The organism is Neorhizobium huautlense, from assembly GCF_030811685.1.
GTDB lineage: Bacteria > Pseudomonadota > Alphaproteobacteria > Rhizobiales > Rhizobiaceae > Neorhizobium > Neorhizobium huautlense_A.
The window spans coordinates 53984-68806 of sequence record NZ_JAUSRF010000020.1; the positions used below are offsets into that span (position 1 = coordinate 53984).

At 57.9% G+C, this 14823-nt stretch carries 13 protein-coding genes and 1 pseudogene; 8 read left to right on the forward strand and 6 right to left on the reverse strand.

Features of this window, described 5'->3' with window-relative positions; genetic code table 11:
• Nucleotides 1-65: 65 nt before the first annotated feature.
• The 3 genes and pseudogenes from J2T09_RS23005 to J2T09_RS23015 all read right to left on the reverse strand — a co-directional run bounded on the left by J2T09_RS23005 (nt 66) and on the right by J2T09_RS23015 (nt 2121).
• Nucleotides 66-667 (reverse strand): annotated as a pseudogene (locus J2T09_RS23005) (DUF1419 domain-containing protein).
• 117 nt (nt 668-784) lie between these two features.
• The gene (locus J2T09_RS23010; RefSeq protein WP_306838969.1) at nt 785-1753 is read right to left on the reverse strand and encodes a DUF3991 and toprim domain-containing protein; all 969 of its coding nucleotides are present in this window, start codon (nt 1751-1753) and stop codon (nt 785-787) included.
• Between the two features lie 191 nt (nt 1754-1944).
• The gene (locus J2T09_RS23015) at nt 1945-2121 is read right to left on the reverse strand and encodes a hypothetical protein (protein ID WP_306838970.1); all 177 of its coding nucleotides are present in this window, start codon (nt 2119-2121) and stop codon (nt 1945-1947) included.
• Between the two features lie 370 nt (nt 2122-2491).
• On the opposite strand from J2T09_RS23015, the gene J2T09_RS23020 reads away from it, so the two are divergent.
• From J2T09_RS23020 to J2T09_RS23030, 3 genes are all read left to right on the forward strand, one after another.
• The gene (locus J2T09_RS23020) at nt 2492-3220 is read left to right on the forward strand and encodes a DUF6088 family protein (RefSeq protein WP_306838972.1); all 729 of its coding nucleotides are present in this window, start codon (nt 2492-2494) and stop codon (nt 3218-3220) included.
• Complete coding sequence (locus J2T09_RS23025; protein WP_306838974.1) at nt 3201-4307, forward strand: nucleotidyl transferase AbiEii/AbiGii toxin family protein; 1107 nt, start codon at nt 3201-3203, stop codon at nt 4305-4307. The genes J2T09_RS23020 and J2T09_RS23025 overlap by 20 nt, the downstream gene beginning before the upstream one ends.
• A gap of 469 nt (nt 4308-4776) precedes the next feature.
• Nucleotides 4777-5514, forward strand: coding sequence for a hypothetical protein (locus J2T09_RS23030; protein WP_306838976.1), 738 nt, complete (start codon nt 4777-4779; stop codon nt 5512-5514).
• 6 nt (nt 5515-5520) lie between these two features.
• Here J2T09_RS23030 and J2T09_RS23035 read toward each other — a convergent pair whose 3' ends face one another.
• Nucleotides 5521-6951 carry an ISNCY family transposase gene (locus J2T09_RS23035; RefSeq protein ID WP_306838978.1) on the reverse strand — a complete coding sequence of 477 codons (1431 nt, stop codon included), beginning with the start codon at nt 6949-6951 and terminating at the stop codon, nt 5521-5523.
• Nucleotides 6952-7523: 572 nt separating this feature from the next.
• Here J2T09_RS23035 and J2T09_RS23040 point away from each other — a divergent pair.
• On the forward strand, nt 7524-7775 hold the full coding sequence (locus J2T09_RS23040; protein ID WP_306838979.1) for a YMGG-like glycine zipper-containing protein: 252 nt from the start codon (nt 7524-7526) through the stop codon (nt 7773-7775).
• Nucleotides 7776-8473: 698 nt separating this feature from the next.
• On the opposite strand, the gene J2T09_RS23045 is transcribed toward J2T09_RS23040, so the two are convergent.
• Nucleotides 8474-8785 carry a hypothetical protein gene (locus tag J2T09_RS23045; RefSeq protein ID WP_306838981.1) on the reverse strand — a complete coding sequence of 104 codons (312 nt, stop codon included), beginning with the start codon at nt 8783-8785 and terminating at the stop codon, nt 8474-8476.
• Nucleotides 8786-9304: 519 nt separating this feature from the next.
• Between J2T09_RS23045 and J2T09_RS23050 the strand changes: the two genes are divergently transcribed.
• From J2T09_RS23050 to J2T09_RS23060, 3 genes are all read left to right on the forward strand, one after another.
• Nucleotides 9305-11563: a methyl-accepting chemotaxis protein gene (locus tag J2T09_RS23050; protein ID WP_306838983.1), complete on the forward strand. Its 2259-nt coding sequence runs from the start codon at nt 9305-9307 to the stop codon at nt 11561-11563.
• 659 nt (nt 11564-12222) lie between these two features.
• Nucleotides 12223-12729, forward strand: a complete 507-nt coding sequence (locus tag J2T09_RS23055; RefSeq protein WP_306838985.1) for a hypothetical protein — start codon at nt 12223-12225, stop codon at nt 12727-12729.
• A 38-nt stretch (nt 12730-12767) separates the two neighbouring features.
• On the forward strand, nt 12768-13028 hold the full coding sequence (locus tag J2T09_RS23060; RefSeq protein ID WP_306838987.1) for a hypothetical protein: 261 nt from the start codon (nt 12768-12770) through the stop codon (nt 13026-13028).
• Nucleotides 13029-13284: 256 nt separating this feature from the next.
• On the opposite strand, the gene J2T09_RS23065 is transcribed toward J2T09_RS23060, so the two are convergent.
• Nucleotides 13285-14343: an SDR family oxidoreductase gene (locus tag J2T09_RS23065; protein ID WP_306838989.1), complete on the reverse strand. Its 1059-nt coding sequence runs from the start codon at nt 14341-14343 to the stop codon at nt 13285-13287.
• 95 nt (nt 14344-14438) lie between these two features.
• On the opposite strand from J2T09_RS23065, the gene J2T09_RS23070 reads away from it, so the two are divergent.
• Nucleotides 14439-14819: a winged helix-turn-helix transcriptional regulator gene (locus J2T09_RS23070; RefSeq protein WP_306838992.1), complete on the forward strand. Its 381-nt coding sequence runs from the start codon at nt 14439-14441 to the stop codon at nt 14817-14819.
• Nucleotides 14820-14823: the final 4 nt, after the last annotated feature.

Below are 14823 nucleotides of genomic sequence, written 5' to 3' on the forward strand. Positions count from 1 at the left end.
CCATCGCTCACCCGCCGAGATAGGCGGATCGAAGGCACTGGAGGATTTTGGGGAATTGACGGCCTTCAGGCCGCAATTGTCGGCAGATGCCGCATGTGAACCGGCAGCTTCGCGGCGATCTCATCGTCGGTGAGGTCATCCAGCAGCTTCAGGATCGTGCCGTTCGTGGCGCTCCACAGCATGATTGTGCGTTGACCCTGCATCGTCGGCGGAAAGCGATCACCGGCATAACCGCGATAGGCATCGGCGGTGATGCTCCAGATGTGCTCGAGCCGCTCCCCGCGGTTCACGGCGCGGACAGGCTGCGTCTCGCGCTCGAAGATCGCCGCCCGCGTCGCCTTGACGGAACTTCTGCGGAGAGATCACAATAACCGTGGAAATATCTCGTCTTCCCGTCGATCCTGAGCGCGAAGAAGACGCTGGTGATAGATCCCGTCAGAAACTCACGTAGCGCGAAGATCGGTCCACGCATCCACAGTGGCGGGAGGATGTTCAACATGTAGTCGTAGAGTGCTTCATCGACCTCGAACCATTCGCCGCTATACATCGGGGCAGCATCGGTTTTCCATCGATCAGGGCGCTGATCGTGACGGCCGAACAGCCGGAACATTTGCGGGCGCGTTGCGATGCCTTCGAAGATCTTGGCGGTACGGGCAGGGATATTCATCTCGGCTCCTTCAGGGGTTCGGGACCTGGTGATGACCGCTCCGATCAACTCCCTTTCAGTCCCTCATGACACCCTCTGGGCCGCCGGCATGCCGCTCGGCCGGGTCAAGGGCCGGCTTCAGCCGGGCGCAGCCTCCCTTGATGCGGTCGATGGCGATGCGGCACGCCTCTCTGTTCCTTCGTTTCTCGCTTTCTCACGTTTCCTCTGCTGCAGAACCTCATTCCAATCCCCCGCAGGCGGCCGGAGACGCTCCGAAGGGCGATCGGCCTGTGCGGCTAGGCCCTGAAGCCGGCGAGCGAAGGCGTCACCTTGGTTATTGGCATCGGTGGCGCATACAAGCTGGGCGCCAGGACGAGCGAGAAGGTCGACCAGCGCCGCTTCGGTTTTTGGTGACCATCCGCCTCCGGTACTGAGGTAGAGACTGCCATCTCGCAGCTCTTCGACTGCCGCGAGGCTCATCGCGTCAATTGCCGCCTCGGTCACGCAAAGACGCAGAGCGTCAGGCGGACCGAGGCGAAACAGCATTTTGCTGCCGCCCGACGCGAAGCCGCGCCAGTCCGGTCCGCGCTCCTCCCATCCAACCACCACTCCTGCGGTATCGCTATGGCCGGCCCACATGCTGCCGAATGGGCCCTCTCGAACCACGCCTCGTGTGATTGCGCAGCGCAGGATGAAAACCGGGATCGCGCGCGTCCAGCAGAGATACCGCCAGGCGCCGGAGCCAGTGGTGGGAACACGGCGGCTTTGCCATCGTGTCAGAACGTCCGCAGGCTCGACTTTTGCCGGCGGCTTCTTCCTGATTACGGGTGTCCCCTTGTATCCGACGAGTTCGCCAACACGGTCGATAGCCTCTGAGAAGCCTAGATGCTCGAGCAGGCTGACAAGGGCGAAGACATCGCCTTTGTTGTCGCTCAACGGATCAAACCAGCCGCGGCCTTCATGCGTGACGATGATGATGTCCGCGCCTCGGCGGAACTTCACCGCCCGGCGCGTGCTTTCCTTCATATCGACCCCGAACCCGGCCTGTTGGAGGACGGCGGCACAACTGACGGCCTCCCTCAGCTTTTCGATTTCTTCTCTTTTCATGATTTCCCGATCGCCAGCGATCGCTCCTCAATTTAGCTCCCCGCATAATCAGCGGCACATCTTCCGGCCGCCGCGAAGAGCAGAGGGGGCAAGGGCGTGGGAAGCAAGGTGCAAATTTACACCTTGCTTCCCGCGGCGAAGCTTCCCTTGCTGCCGACAGCTCGCCAGCGGCAGGGACGAGAAAAAGGGTCTCAATGAGACCCTGCTGGAAAATACTCGTGCATGATCTCCAGATCGTCGTCGTCGTCGAGTTCGTCGGACGGCAGGACGCCGAATTCGCTACCAGATTTGAACAAGGTGATCGGGACCATCAGGTCGCGGCAAAGCTGGAATGCGTGGGACTGAGCAAGGAAAAGATCGTGTGACATGTGCGAGGCTCCATTTGGGAGCGGGCCAGTTCCCGCTCGATGGCTCCTCGAAAGGCCCGGGGACGGGCGCGATCACCGCGATGGCGCAGCCCTGAGCGGCCGCAGCGTGGCTGCGGACCCTTCACGGGTTGATCGTGGAAGATCCGAACCCAGGCCAAGACGCCATCGCAAGAGAGCGGGATTGGTTTGCCTCCATTCGATGACGCGGTTGAATGTGCACGTTGCTTCGTTGCCCTCACCCTGACGCTCGCGTGACCTTCAATCGTGGGCATTAATCGTGCGCCTTACTGACCAAAATTTGTACTCTAACTTTGGACAGCTTGCAGACTGACCAAAATTTGCATATAATTTTTGGACAAAAGGAACAGTAATGCCGAATCCGACATCTGATACGCTCGACCGCATCCACGCAAGGATTGCCGCTGGAGCGCCCTCCGGCGTCTGGTCTCGTGCCGACTTTCTCGATATTGGCACTCCGAACGCTGTCGAGAAAGCACTGCAGCGGCTGACAAATCGCGGTGAGATACGCAGACCCCATAGAGGCCTCTACGACAAGCCTTCAACAAGCCAATTGACCGGCAAAATGATCTTTCCGCCTCGCGCTTCTTTCGTGGACGCAATCGCGCGGCGCGACAAGCTGCGGATTTTGGTTGACGGAATGACGGCTGCCAATGACCTCGGCCTCACCACGGCCGTTCCGGCAAGATCGACAATCCATGCAGACACCTATCCCCGGACAATTGAGATTGAGGCAAGCGCGGGCGACCCGCGCGTTTCTCAACCGGTTATCTACAAGCTCGATTTCAAGAGGGCTGCTGCCAAGACCGCATTCTGGGCAGGGCGCCCAGCCATGCGTGTTGTGCAGGCGCTGTCTTGGTTGAGGGATGACCGAAAAACTTTGGAGCCGGCAATAAACGGGATCGTCCGAAAACTAGAAAAAAGCCCGTATCGTCAGGCCATCGCCGACGATCTGCGCTCGAACGTGGATGCCCTGCCAGCCTGGATGTTTCAGGCGGCGAGGGAGATTGCTGATGGACTGTCTACCGGTGGCGGCGCTGTGAAATCAAAAGATATGACCAATGCAGAACACATTCGTTGAAATTCTCCGTTCGAGCCAGGACGAGCGTCGCGCCCTTTACGCCACGGTCGCCGCGCAGCTGAAGACCCGTGCCGAGAATGTCGAGAAAGACCTATATGTATGTTGGATTCTCGATTTCCTGTTCAATCAACGGGGGAGGGATCCCGTCAACCTGTACTTCAAGGGAGGCACGAGCCTCAGCAAAGCCTATGACGTCATCAGCCGATTTTCGGAGGATATCGACATCGGTATCTATAAGGCAGACATCGCGGCGCCGCTCGAAGCCGAGATCGCAGCACAGGTTTCCGTGAACCAGCAGCAGAAGATGCTTGCCGACAAAGTCGACGCCGCAGCACGAGACTATATAGCTGGCGCACTCCGAGCGCAGCTTCTTCAGAAGATTGCCGAGACCGAGGAAGCGATTGACGACGCGGGGCATTTTTCTGTTGAGTTCGGTTTCGATGCCTATCGAAAGCGTGATGCTCACGACGTCCTCGTTGTCGGCTACAAAAGCGTCTTCGGTGGGCAATTCGACTATGTTCAACCGGCCGTGCGTATTGAGGGCGGCGCACGCCCAGATCCCGTTCCAGTCGAAACTCGAATGATCGTTCCTTGCATCGCCGCTGAGTTCGCTTCAGCCAGTGTTTTGACGGTGGGCAATGTAACGACTGTTAAGCCGGAGCGGACGTTCTGGGAGAAGGTCCTCATTCTTCATGCAATGACGGAGACCACCGAGAAACGGGCAGCAGAGAAGGACGCGGCAAGGCCCATCCCGGACCTGAATCGCTACTCTCGCCATTACTACGATGTCCATCAGATCTGGACGAATAGTGCTTACGGCAAGGAAACCGCGTCAATGAAGGATTTGGCGGAGGCCTGCCGCGCGCACAAGGAACTCATGTTCCGCGCCCCGGATCATCGCTACGACCGTGCATTTCCAGGAAGCTACCGCCTCGTTCCAACTGCGGAAATGATAGCTAAGCTCGCCCGGGACTATGATCGAATGTCTGCGATGATCTTTGGTGAAATCCCGCAATTCAAAGATGTTATGACGAGCATCATCGAGCTCGAGGCATTTCTCAATACCCCTTCGGGCGATCTGGTCTAGGCTTGGTAGACGCTCCTATCGTGCAACGGACATAGGTAGTTGAGCTTCGCGGCCTCGGTTTCGACGGAGGGGCTTCATGTCCTGGCAGAGAACCCCGGTGCGCGGCATTCAAGCAGAATGCATTGCGAGGAAATGGTTTGTAGACGATACGGTCGTCTGCACGATGAGAGCGCGACGAAACTGTAACCCTCAGCCGAAAAACTCCAAATAGGCTATTGTACTCCAATTAATTAAAGATGTCAAAGCTGAATAGGTCTGCGACGTTCTCAGCCAGTTAGAAGCGCGACACCGATGTCGTCTTTCTCCGACGATCAGCCCCCGATCCGACCGGCTGGGCCGGGTTGCAAGGGAGGAGCGGGGGCGGGTGACGATGCTCATCTTCGGCTTTAGCTTTCTCGGTAGCAATTGTTACGCCACCGGTTGATACTTGGCTCACCTGCATGGGGCGGGTAGGGATCAAAGCCGCACGATGCTTCCGGAAATCAAACTGCAGGGCAATGTCGATGTCGCCGCGCTGTCACCACTTCTTCGCGGCATGCTGCTTGCCGTTGCCTATGCCGACGGTGAGGGAGGCATAGGATTGACGGCCACCGGCGCCATGAACCGCAAATTCGTCCATTGGGCCGCTGTCAACTTTCTCTGGCCTGGCTTCACTGCCGAAGACCTCTACAGCATGAACAAGGTGCTCAACGAAGGCGACATGCCGCCGCTCTGGGTCGTACGCGACATGACCCGTCATCTGAAACTGCTTCGCCGGAAAAAGAATGTGTTGCTGCCGACCAAACGCGGCCGCGAGTTTCTGGCGAACCCGCAAACCTTCTTCGATCTGGTCGCCACGGAATATCTCTATTCCTATGTCCACGTGACCGACCGGGAAGAGGACGTTCGGCTACGATTACGCTGGTGGCGCATGTTCCTCAACCTTCTCAATATCAAGGCCAGAGAAGGGTGCACGCCACTGGATGTTGTGAAAATCCTCAATCCAGACTTCGCGCCCCTGTCGGACACCGAGATGACCCTGGAAGCCTGGGAACTGAAATCCGACGTCCAATACGGCGTCCTGAGGCGCCTGTGCTGGCTCGGCCTGCTCTACGAGGCACGAGAGGGGCTCACGCTTTTCCAGGATGGATCCTTCCACAAGACGCCGCTTTGGTCCGCCTGCCTGCAGCTGGAATCGGACACGCAAAGCGACATCGGGATCCATTGACGATCTTTATTCCGCCGCTGGCGGCTGCTTCGATAACGCTTTCTCCCGCTTCGCAATCACTGCCGGATCGTTCATGAAATCCGTCCGCCGCCCCGGCTTTCGGCCCCGCTTCTGGTAACCGTTGGCGGTGCTGCCGTCGCGAATGCCGAACATATGATCCGTCTGGCCGGTGCGGCGTGGGCCGCTTCTCTCGTGCTTTTGCTCACGCTTTGCCTGCATCTCGGCGACGACAGACAGCATGTCGTCCAGCCGCTTGTTGTCGACGACCTGCGCGCGGTGCACCGAGCGCAACGTATCAAAAGTCCTGTAGGGCAGGGCAAAGCTATCATGCATGATCTCGAGCCGTCCGTCCGGATAATCGCAGACGATCACCTTCTTGCCCGCCAAAGGCGTTGAACGTTCGGTCGGATCGAGGATGAACAGCACCTTGTCGTAGCGCAGCGTCAGGGATTGCGACAGCGTGCGGACCTCCTTGTGGCACATGGCGCCATCGAGATTGTCATGGTCGGCCAATGGCCGGTGCATGTCCTTCGGGTTGCGCGGCGGCTTGCCGAAACGCGCGTTGAAATCCGCAATGAACTCAGGTGCATAGGCATTGGCATCCTCGATCGTGTCGATACCGCGCAGCCGCATCTCCTTCACCAGCCGATCCTGAAGCGTCTGGTTGGCACGTTCCACACGGCCCTTGGCCTGCGGGGTGTTGGCACAGATGATGTCGATGTTCAGTTCATACAACGCTCGGCCGAACTGCGTCAGGCCGCTTGTTCTGTCCGTCTTCGACGCATTGAGCGCGCGGAAAACGCCGTGCTTGTCGCTATAGAAGGCCAGTGGTTTGCCCCATTGCTGAAGATAGGCCTTCGTCGCATGCAGATAGTCGAACGTGTTCTCTGATCGGGCAAAGCGCAGATGCAGAAGTTTGCCGGTGGCGTCATCGATATAAACGAGCAGGGCGCATTTGGGACCGCGGTTCTCGAACCACCAGTGATGCGAGCCATCCACCTGCACCAGTTCACCAAAGCAGTCGCGCCGACCGCGTGGCTGGAAAACCCGTTTCTTGCGCTCTCGACGCGAGATCCAGATGCCGGCCTCGGTCATCCATTGCCGAAGCGTCTCCTTGGCGACCGAGATCCGGTGCAGCTCGATCAGCTTCTCGCGCGCCAGCGTCGGACCGAAATCCAGATAGCGTTCACGGATCAGATCCAGTGCCGCATTGCGAAACTCTTCGCTATGGCGCCGGTTGCTCGGCCGTGATCGTTTCTTGGAAACAAGGCCGGCCGGACCATCCCGGTCATAGGCCTGCAGCAGCCGGTGGACTTGGCTGCGACTGAGGTCGAGCTGTTCGGCGGCCTGGACGACGGTGAGGCGTTCGTCACGGATTTTTTGGATAAGTTCGAGGCGATGCAACTCTTTCTGCGACATGGTGATCAAAAAGGACATGACGACTCCGACCGCTCATGGTCTCGACCAGGTTGAAGATCGTCATCCTTGCTCCCAACGTTGGTTTTGACCAGTGCGCAAAGAGGCGAGACTGTCGCATCTCTAACTGGCCCAACTGTCGCATTACTAAATAGCCCTTACAAACGTAATTTCAGGTAATAACTATTATGGAACCATGCCATGCGATCTGATGCGGCTCCCCGACATAGATTACAGACCGTCATTTATGCAGGCATGAAAAGACACGCGCCCACGAATGTGACAATCAGCATCCAGCCCACCATTTCCAACTTGAAACTCGTGCCCATCGCCACGCCCTGTTAACCAAGATTTGGCTGACAATGCGAGACAAACGGAACGGTTGCTGCGCCTCGCAGATAATGATGTTCGACACGACTGCCGCTCCCGTTAAAAGATATCGCCCGACAATGGCATCGACCGGTGCTTGACCTCTACAGCTTCGCAGCCGAGACGGAGAACAGCCCCTAAAAATTGTAAAACACCTGATCAGGGCAAATCGCGGAACCGTTCAGCTTGTGACTTGTTTTCCTATGGGTAAAAAGGAGGTTCTCATGAAACGCATGATCATCCCAGTTCTGGCAGTCCTGTCTCTTTCGGCATGCACTTCGACCGAGCGCGGTGCCGGTATCGGAGCAGCAAGTGGCGCCGTTATCGGCGGCGTCGCGACGGGGAATGTGAGGGGAGCGGCTGTCGGCGCAGCTGTTGGAGGCGTGTCGGGCGCATTGATTGGCAATGTTGCCGACCAGCCTGGCCGCTGCTATTATCGTGATCGAAACGGGAACCGGTACGTCGATCGCTGCTGATCGACCGATGGTCTTTCGAAAGACGGCATGGCACGCGTTCATGCGCGTACCATCGCCATTCCGTCTCGGAGGAAATGAAAATCAAAAAGCATATGAGGCGCGCCTTGGCCTTGGGGCTTGATTTCGCCTCATATAGTATTGGAAGATCTCGGTGGCTGAGACCCACGAAAATGCGTCGCCTGCGAGGCATCCGGCAGGCAACTCGGATTGCGCCCGACTACGGCTATGGTCCCCAGGACATTCGTGGCAACAGAAACATGGTTGCGTTGATTGATCAGGGCCTCCGCGAGCACCATTCTGACGAGGGGTTCGCCCTCGACCAATTACACTGAACGCATCGACTCGGGCAGACGTCGACATCGTCACCATTCGGCTCAGGGGTCGATTTTGAGATCACGCCTGGCACGGTATCTGCTGAGACTACCGGTCATCATTGAGCCTCTCTACGTCAGGGGCGCCAATGCCGACAACGTGCTTGTGTTCCCGCTTCATCGCAAAGGTTGATGCGCGCCGTCCGTAGCGGCCAATCGCGATCGGGACGACACGACTTGAGACACGATCACACCTGATTGGCCTGCACCTCTGCGCAAATAAAACGGGCGTCCGTCCGCATCTCGTCGCCCGATGACGGCATCCTTCTGGCAGTGTCGAAGCCTACGCTGAACAGATCCTGTTGCGAGCGACGCGGTGCGGAAGACCTATCTAATTTTATAGGTGACCTTTGGGACCGGATACGCATGAGGCTCATTGTTTTGATATATGAAGCCCTTACGATAAAGGCAGCTACGCATTTCAGGTGCATTATAGTGCGTTGCCAAAACCGAGGTATCTTCGTACGGCAGATAATTCTCCAGCCTGCAACGTGCGAGCGCATCGCTGTAGGCCAGTTCCAATGTCCGGTCACCCGTTACAGGCACGGCCCCATAGAGGTGCCAGTCCATCTTCGCATGCCCAACTGCGGCTACCGACACGATGGCCGTGGTGAGAACAACTGCAAACTTGAAATGCATAACCAATCTCCCTCCAAGTGGCTGCCCGAGAACGGGGAAGTCCGCTGCTTGGTTCCGTGGAGGCCATTTTCGATCGCTTCATTCAGTTTGAGAAAGGCAAAAAGTCCTGATTTCAATAGATGCCACAGCGATTGGCAAACTGAAAGACGCGTCCCTCGGCTGCTCACGGTGTCGCGCTTCGACACGCATGTCGCTGCATATCGCGAGAGATTTCGGAAGACGGAAAAAGCCCAAATCATTGCTCTCGTACGCTAGCGTACGGATAGCTCGACTTTTCCACCGCCGTTTCTGATCGACACGCGTGGTGTACACGTGACTGAGGAGACGGATTGCAGCTTTGCCAAGGTTTTCGTCAGAATCTGACCATATGGACAAACGGCGTTATCGCCACAACCGGGCCCGCCAATATAACCAAGAATGGTTGATATCGAGGCGCCTCCAATTGTTCATCTTTATCTAAAATTCAGTCTTTTTGCCAATAAGCCCCTGCGACACAGACCGACCTTTGAAAGATTTCGAATGACGCATCTATCGGTTACGAAGCCGCTTTGGATCAAAATTACCGCTTACGGCTTTGCTGCTGTCCTGTTCGCAAGCGCTGCCATCGGTGGGCTCGCATGGTACCGGCAGGCCGTTATGAGCAAAGACGCTCTCTATAGCGCCGCAGCAAGTGACCTGGACGTGATCCAGACCGATATGGCCGCAATCCAACGCTCTGCGTCAGCTCTCGCACTTGTGTTGTCAGGCGAACCTGACCTGCCGGACTATATCCGCCACAAAGATCGGCAGGGGCTGCTGAACAAGTTCTCCCGTAACATGACGGCAATGAAGGATGCCGGTGGACTGCAGATCATCACGATCGCGGATGCAAAGGGTGACGTGGTCGCCCGCATGCATTCGCCTGACAAGTTCGGGGATAATGTCATGGGCCGTCGAAAGACGGTTGAAGCCGCCGTTTCGACTGGGAAGCTGGCCTCCGGTATTGAGCCTGGCAAGGCCGGAATCGGCATCTATGCCGTCGCACCCGTCATTGTAGACGGAACGGTTGTCGGCGTTGTTGATATCGGTACGGAACTGTCGAACACCTATTTCTCCCCTCTGGCCGAGAAGTTGGGTGCAGAGGTAGCTGTCAACGTCCTCTCGGAGGGCAAATTGATCAACCAGTCCTCAACCGAAAACGGCAATTCGTTACTCCCTATCGAAACGGTACAGGCAGCATTCGATGGCAGGCCGGTTTTTGAAAAGGCAATCCTTGATGGCCGCGACATGCTGGTCAAGGCGGTCCCCTTCGAATCCTTCTCCGGTGACAAGATCGGCGTTTTCGAGATCGGCACGGATACGACGGAAATCGCCGCTGCGGCCCGCACCGCGCTCCTGACCATGCTCGGCGTCACGCTTGCAACCTCGATCATCGCGCTGACCGCCTTCTTCCTCTTTGCCAAATCGCTCGGCAATGCCATCGGCCGCCTGACCTCGACCATGGGACGCCTCGCCGCCGGTGACCTGAACGCAAGTGTCGAAGGCGAAGGCCGCCCGGATGAAACCGGTGCCATGGCCCGCGCCGTGCAGGTATTCAAGGACAATGCGCTAAAAACCCGGGAACTGGAGCGCCAGGCCGACGAACAGCGCAACATGACCGAGGAACAGCGTCGCCGCAATGCCGAGGAAGCCCGCATTCGCGCCGAGGAAATGGCGGAAGCCACCAACGGACTTGCGAACGGCCTGAAACACCTGTCCTCCGGCGACCTGACATTCCAGCTCGACCGTCCGTTTGCCGCTGATTTCGAAAGCCTGCGCTCCGATTTCAACGCCACGGTCGGCCAGTTGCGCGGCACGCTCGGTTCCGTCGCACAGGCGACAAGCTCGATCGACAGCGGCTCGCGCGAAGTCAGCCAGAGCGCCGACGATCTTTCCAAGCGTACAGAACAGCAGGCCGCCTCGCTGGAAGAAACGGCAGCCGCCCTCGACCAGATCACCGTCAATGTGAGCAACTCCTCCAAGCGCGCCGAAGAGGCCCGCACGGTGGCGATCCAGGCCAATGAAAGCGCCCGCCAGTCGGGTGCCGTGGTTGCCAATGCGGTACAGGCGATGGGCCGCATCGAGGAATCCTCCGGCCAGATTTCCAACATCATCGGCGTCATCGACGACATCGCCTTCCAGACCAATCTTCTGGCACTGAATGCCGGCGTGGAAGCGGCGCGTGCCGGTGAAGCCGGCAAGGGTTTTGCCGTGGTTGCGCAGGAAGTGCGCGAGCTTGCCCAGCGTTCGGCAAATGCGGCAAAAGAGATCAAGGACCTGATCGGAAAATCCTCGATCGAGGTCGGCACCGGCGTCAAGCTTGTGCGGGAGACGGGCGATGCGCTGCGCACCATCGAGGCGCATATCGTCACCATCAACCAGCATATGGATTCGATCGCCACGTCTTCGCGCGAACAATCGGTCGGCCTCTCCGAGGTCAATACCGCCGTCAACCAGATGGATCAGGTGACCCAGCAGAACGCCGCCATGGTGGAAGAAGCCAATGCCGCCGGCGCGACGCTTGCCACCGAAGCCGGCCGCCTGCGCGAACTGATCAGCCAGTTCCAGCTCGGTCAGAATGGCGCCTCGGCAAATCCGGCATCGGCCCTGCGCCAGACGGCTGCGGCCATGGCCGCCTCGCCACGCTCGACGCCGGCGGCTTCCCCTGCCCGCAGCATGGTCGGCAAGATCGCCCAGGCGTTTGGCGCCCGTGGTGGTGCGGCGACGGCTGCAGCCATCGATAACTGGGAAGAGTTCTGAACGTATCCAGAGCGGCAACAGTCGGACGGGGCACATCAGTTGCGCCGTCTGTACCCACCAGTGATGACTGTAGCGCCGATCAAACGCCCGTTGTTAGATTGCAGCATATCGCTTTCGTCTCGTCTTTTGAGACTACCGCCGAGCGACTGCGGCCACGTTTGTAGGCGGGTGCGTCCGCGACTTAGTCCGTGGCGTCGGTGTGGCTAACCACCCGTTCACCACAACAGGCGGACGGTCTCTATATCCTCCTGCTTCTTCACTCATCCTGCCTATTGCAGCGGGTGGGCATACCGATCATGTTTAAGCAGACGGCCAGCCTTGCATTGAAAAGACGCGGGATCCTTTCTCCCATTGGTTCGATGGAGGCGGGGTAGGTGCGTCGCAGGGCCTTTCCCGCTTTGCCAATCCTTCGTTTCCACACAGAGCATGCACACCATGACGAATGAATCGATGGGATTAAAAGCGCCGACAATGCCTGGCACTGACCTGGACCCTTCGCGCCCTCGTGTCCAGCTGACCGTCGAGCAACGCCAACAACTCTTCCCATAATCTTTCGATCGCGCAGATCCAGCTCTGGCTCTCCGACGGTGCAACAAGCCTTGATCCGCACATCCGCAACCTTTCCGTGACGGAAACGTTGCTGCAGAAGAGGTAAGTCCATGCAATTTCATTACGATGCCCGAAGTTCTGACAACTCTCGCCTTTCGGACGCCGAGATCCTGGAAGCAGCGACGGATCTCGTTGATAACCTTTCTCTGCTCATCGAAGAATTGCTGTTGGGTGACGATATCCTCGATGAAACCCTATTGCCGGCCTCAAGGCAGACCTTCGAAGCTGCATTTCGATTGGCCATAGCGACTACAGGCCAATCTGGCCGCAGACGCCGCTTCATCGAGATCGGACATCTGCTCGCCCAGTTCCAACCCGATGTCGGCTCTCGCATTAGCCTGTCCCCCGCTTCCGCTCGCACTAGACGGCAAGAAGCAAATGAGGTCCATTGCGCTCATATCGTTGAACTCCTCGATCGCGCCGTTCGAGACCGAGAGCGGCTTGCTATCCTGTTTGACGAGGCAGATGCCTTTGCCCGGCGCCGGTTGCAGGCGGTCCGCCCGCCATTTTATGATGATGGGACCTATACCTGGTACGGGCACGGCATAGCGCATTGATGTTTGCTCTACTCCAATCTTTTCTGGCAGGAGATCTCATGCATGCGACGAATAACGAAGTCTACCGCCAAGCCACGGGACACTGGGTCGTGAAATTCCCGTCAAGAGCCGGTGAGACGGTTCCCGTGCAGGTTATCGACGAGAACCTGGTGAATGAAGCCAAGGTCATTGATAGGGCGCGGCGCATCATGGTCGAGCTCACCGCATTGGCACGAGAGGCGGGAGCCAAAGCGCCGATGCCTCAGCCACCCTCAGCAACGGAAGCTTTCACCAAGACGCAACATGCTTCGCTGGATTGATGAAGTAACAGCGCCGAAGCTATCCGTGAAGTTCGCAACCTACAACGTTATTGGCATCAACGGCAGGCTGCCGATCCTGCTGCTATGGTTGAAATAGGACAATCCCGATGTCGATTGCCTCCCAGTCCATCACGAGCAACCATTGATCATGTTGAAGGACATGACGAGAAATCCAGCGAGCAAGCCCCTGCGATCAGTTGCGACGTCTAAAACCTGACGGCGTGCCGCAATGTCCTGCGACAGGCCTCTCCCAAGCTTACGGTATAATTCGATCAGCGCGCAATCGCTCGAACAGGCCGAAAAATGCATCATCCGTTGCCTGATAATCAAGGAACCCGAGTCTCCGGCTTTTCGACATGTCCGTCACCACCTCGATCGGCCGTCCAAGGTCAGCATCCGTATGCCACGGCGAAGCGAGACGGGTGAGATCACCTTCCGCGAGTTCATGCCGGCAGGCTATCTCGCGCCAGATCTCAGCGTCGTTGGCCATCTGCTCCTGCAGCGGTCTTACCTGACCATCGAAGGCCATTGGCTCGATCCCGAACCACTGCGCGATACGGCTCCACATCCAGCTCCAACGGAAAATATCGCCATTTACGACGTTGAAGTCCTCGTTCGCCGTATTAGGCGTGGTGGATGCCCAGAGCATGTGTCGGGCCAGAAGACGCGCGTCTGTCGTGTCGGTAAGACTGTCCCATTGGGCTGCCCTTCCAGGGAAATGGAAAGGCCGGCCCGTCTCCTTGCAGATCGTGGCGTAGACGGCCAGTGTCATGCCCATGTTCATGGCGTTGCCGATCGCTTTGCCGACGACCGTATGAGGGCGATGGATACTCCAGTTGAAGCCATCTTTCTCGGCCGCAGCAAAAACCTCGTCTTCTTGGGCGTAGTAGAAGTTGTCGACTTCGAGCCTGCCCTGCTCTTCCCGGAATGGCGTCTGCGGCAGCCCTTCTCCATAGGCTTCGAATGGGCCGAGATAATGTTTCAAGCCTGTAACGAGCGCGATGTGCCGCACCGACCCGGCAGGTCGTAGGGCATCGAGGAGGTTTCGCACCATTGCCGAGTTGACGCGGATGTTTTCTGCCTCAGTCTGCTGCCGCAACCAACTTGCGATAAAAACGTGTGACGGATCGAGACCCGAGAGCGCGTTTGCGAGACCGGCAGGCTCCAGCAAATCTGCTGCGACGGGAATGGCGCTGCCCTGCCGTGATGGCTTGCGCGCCAACCCCCATACCATCCAGCCTTCATCATGCAGCAGGTCGGCCGCCGCGCTACCGATAATACCGCTTGCGCCAACGATCAGAGCTCTTTTTGTCATGTCTGCTCCTTTGCATCTGCGAATGATCTAGTTTGCAGACGCCAGATCTGCCAGAAGGCACCCGAATGGGACATAGACACCATGAGGTAACCACCATGCGTGCAGGAACACCGGATAACGAGTGGCGCGAGGACTGTGCTTCGCGTCGCGTACTCGAAATTTTTGCGAGCAAATGGACGAGCATGATCTTGCACGTGCTCCATACGCGACTGGGAGACTGTGCACGCACCGGCGTGCTGCAACGAAGCCTCCCTGGAATTTCGAAGAAGATGCTCACCCAAACTCTGCGCGATATGGAGGCGGACGGGCTTGTGACACGACGCGTTTACGGCACCGTGCCTCCGGCAGTTGACTACACTCTTACACCGCTTGGGAAGCGCTTCGTTGAACCGCTGGAACTGCTTTATGGGTGGGGTCGGCAGAATTCGGATGTCCTGGACGCGCTCGCAGCCAATCGAGACCGACAGCTTCTCTAAATGG

Bases quoted from the DNA above. Each gene is read 5' to 3' on its own strand.
- J2T09_RS23055 (WP_306838985.1), top strand. From the start codon at position 12,223: ATGCAATTTCATTACGATGCCCGAAGTTCTGACAACTCTCGCCTTTCG.
- J2T09_RS23010 (WP_306838969.1), bottom strand. From the start codon at position 1,753: ATGAAAAGAGAAGAAATCGAAAAGCTGAGGGAGGCCGTCAGTTGTGCC.
- J2T09_RS23070 (WP_306838992.1), top strand. From the start codon at position 14,439: ATGCGTGCAGGAACACCGGATAACGAGTGGCGCGAGGACTGTGCTTCG.
- J2T09_RS23030 (WP_306838976.1), top strand. From the start codon at position 4,777: ATGCTTCCGGAAATCAAACTGCAGGGCAATGTCGATGTCGCCGCGCTG.
- J2T09_RS23015 (WP_306838970.1), bottom strand. From the start codon at position 2,121: ATGTCACACGATCTTTTCCTTGCTCAGTCCCACGCATTCCAGCTTTGC.
- J2T09_RS23065 (WP_306838989.1), bottom strand. From the start codon at position 14,343: ATGACAAAAAGAGCTCTGATCGTTGGCGCAAGCGGTATTATCGGTAGC.
- J2T09_RS23025 (WP_306838974.1), top strand. From the start codon at position 3,201: ATGCAGAACACATTCGTTGAAATTCTCCGTTCGAGCCAGGACGAGCGT.
- J2T09_RS23060 (WP_306838987.1), top strand. From the start codon at position 12,768: ATGCATGCGACGAATAACGAAGTCTACCGCCAAGCCACGGGACACTGG.
- J2T09_RS23020 (WP_306838972.1), top strand. From the start codon at position 2,492: ATGCCGAATCCGACATCTGATACGCTCGACCGCATCCACGCAAGGATT.
- J2T09_RS23050 (WP_306838983.1), top strand. From the start codon at position 9,305: ATGACGCATCTATCGGTTACGAAGCCGCTTTGGATCAAAATTACCGCT.
- J2T09_RS23035 (WP_306838978.1), bottom strand. From the start codon at position 6,951: ATGTCCTTTTTGATCACCATGTCGCAGAAAGAGTTGCATCGCCTCGAA.
- J2T09_RS23045 (WP_306838981.1), bottom strand. From the start codon at position 8,785: ATGCATTTCAAGTTTGCAGTTGTTCTCACCACGGCCATCGTGTCGGTA.
- J2T09_RS23040 (WP_306838979.1), top strand. From the start codon at position 7,524: ATGAAACGCATGATCATCCCAGTTCTGGCAGTCCTGTCTCTTTCGGCA.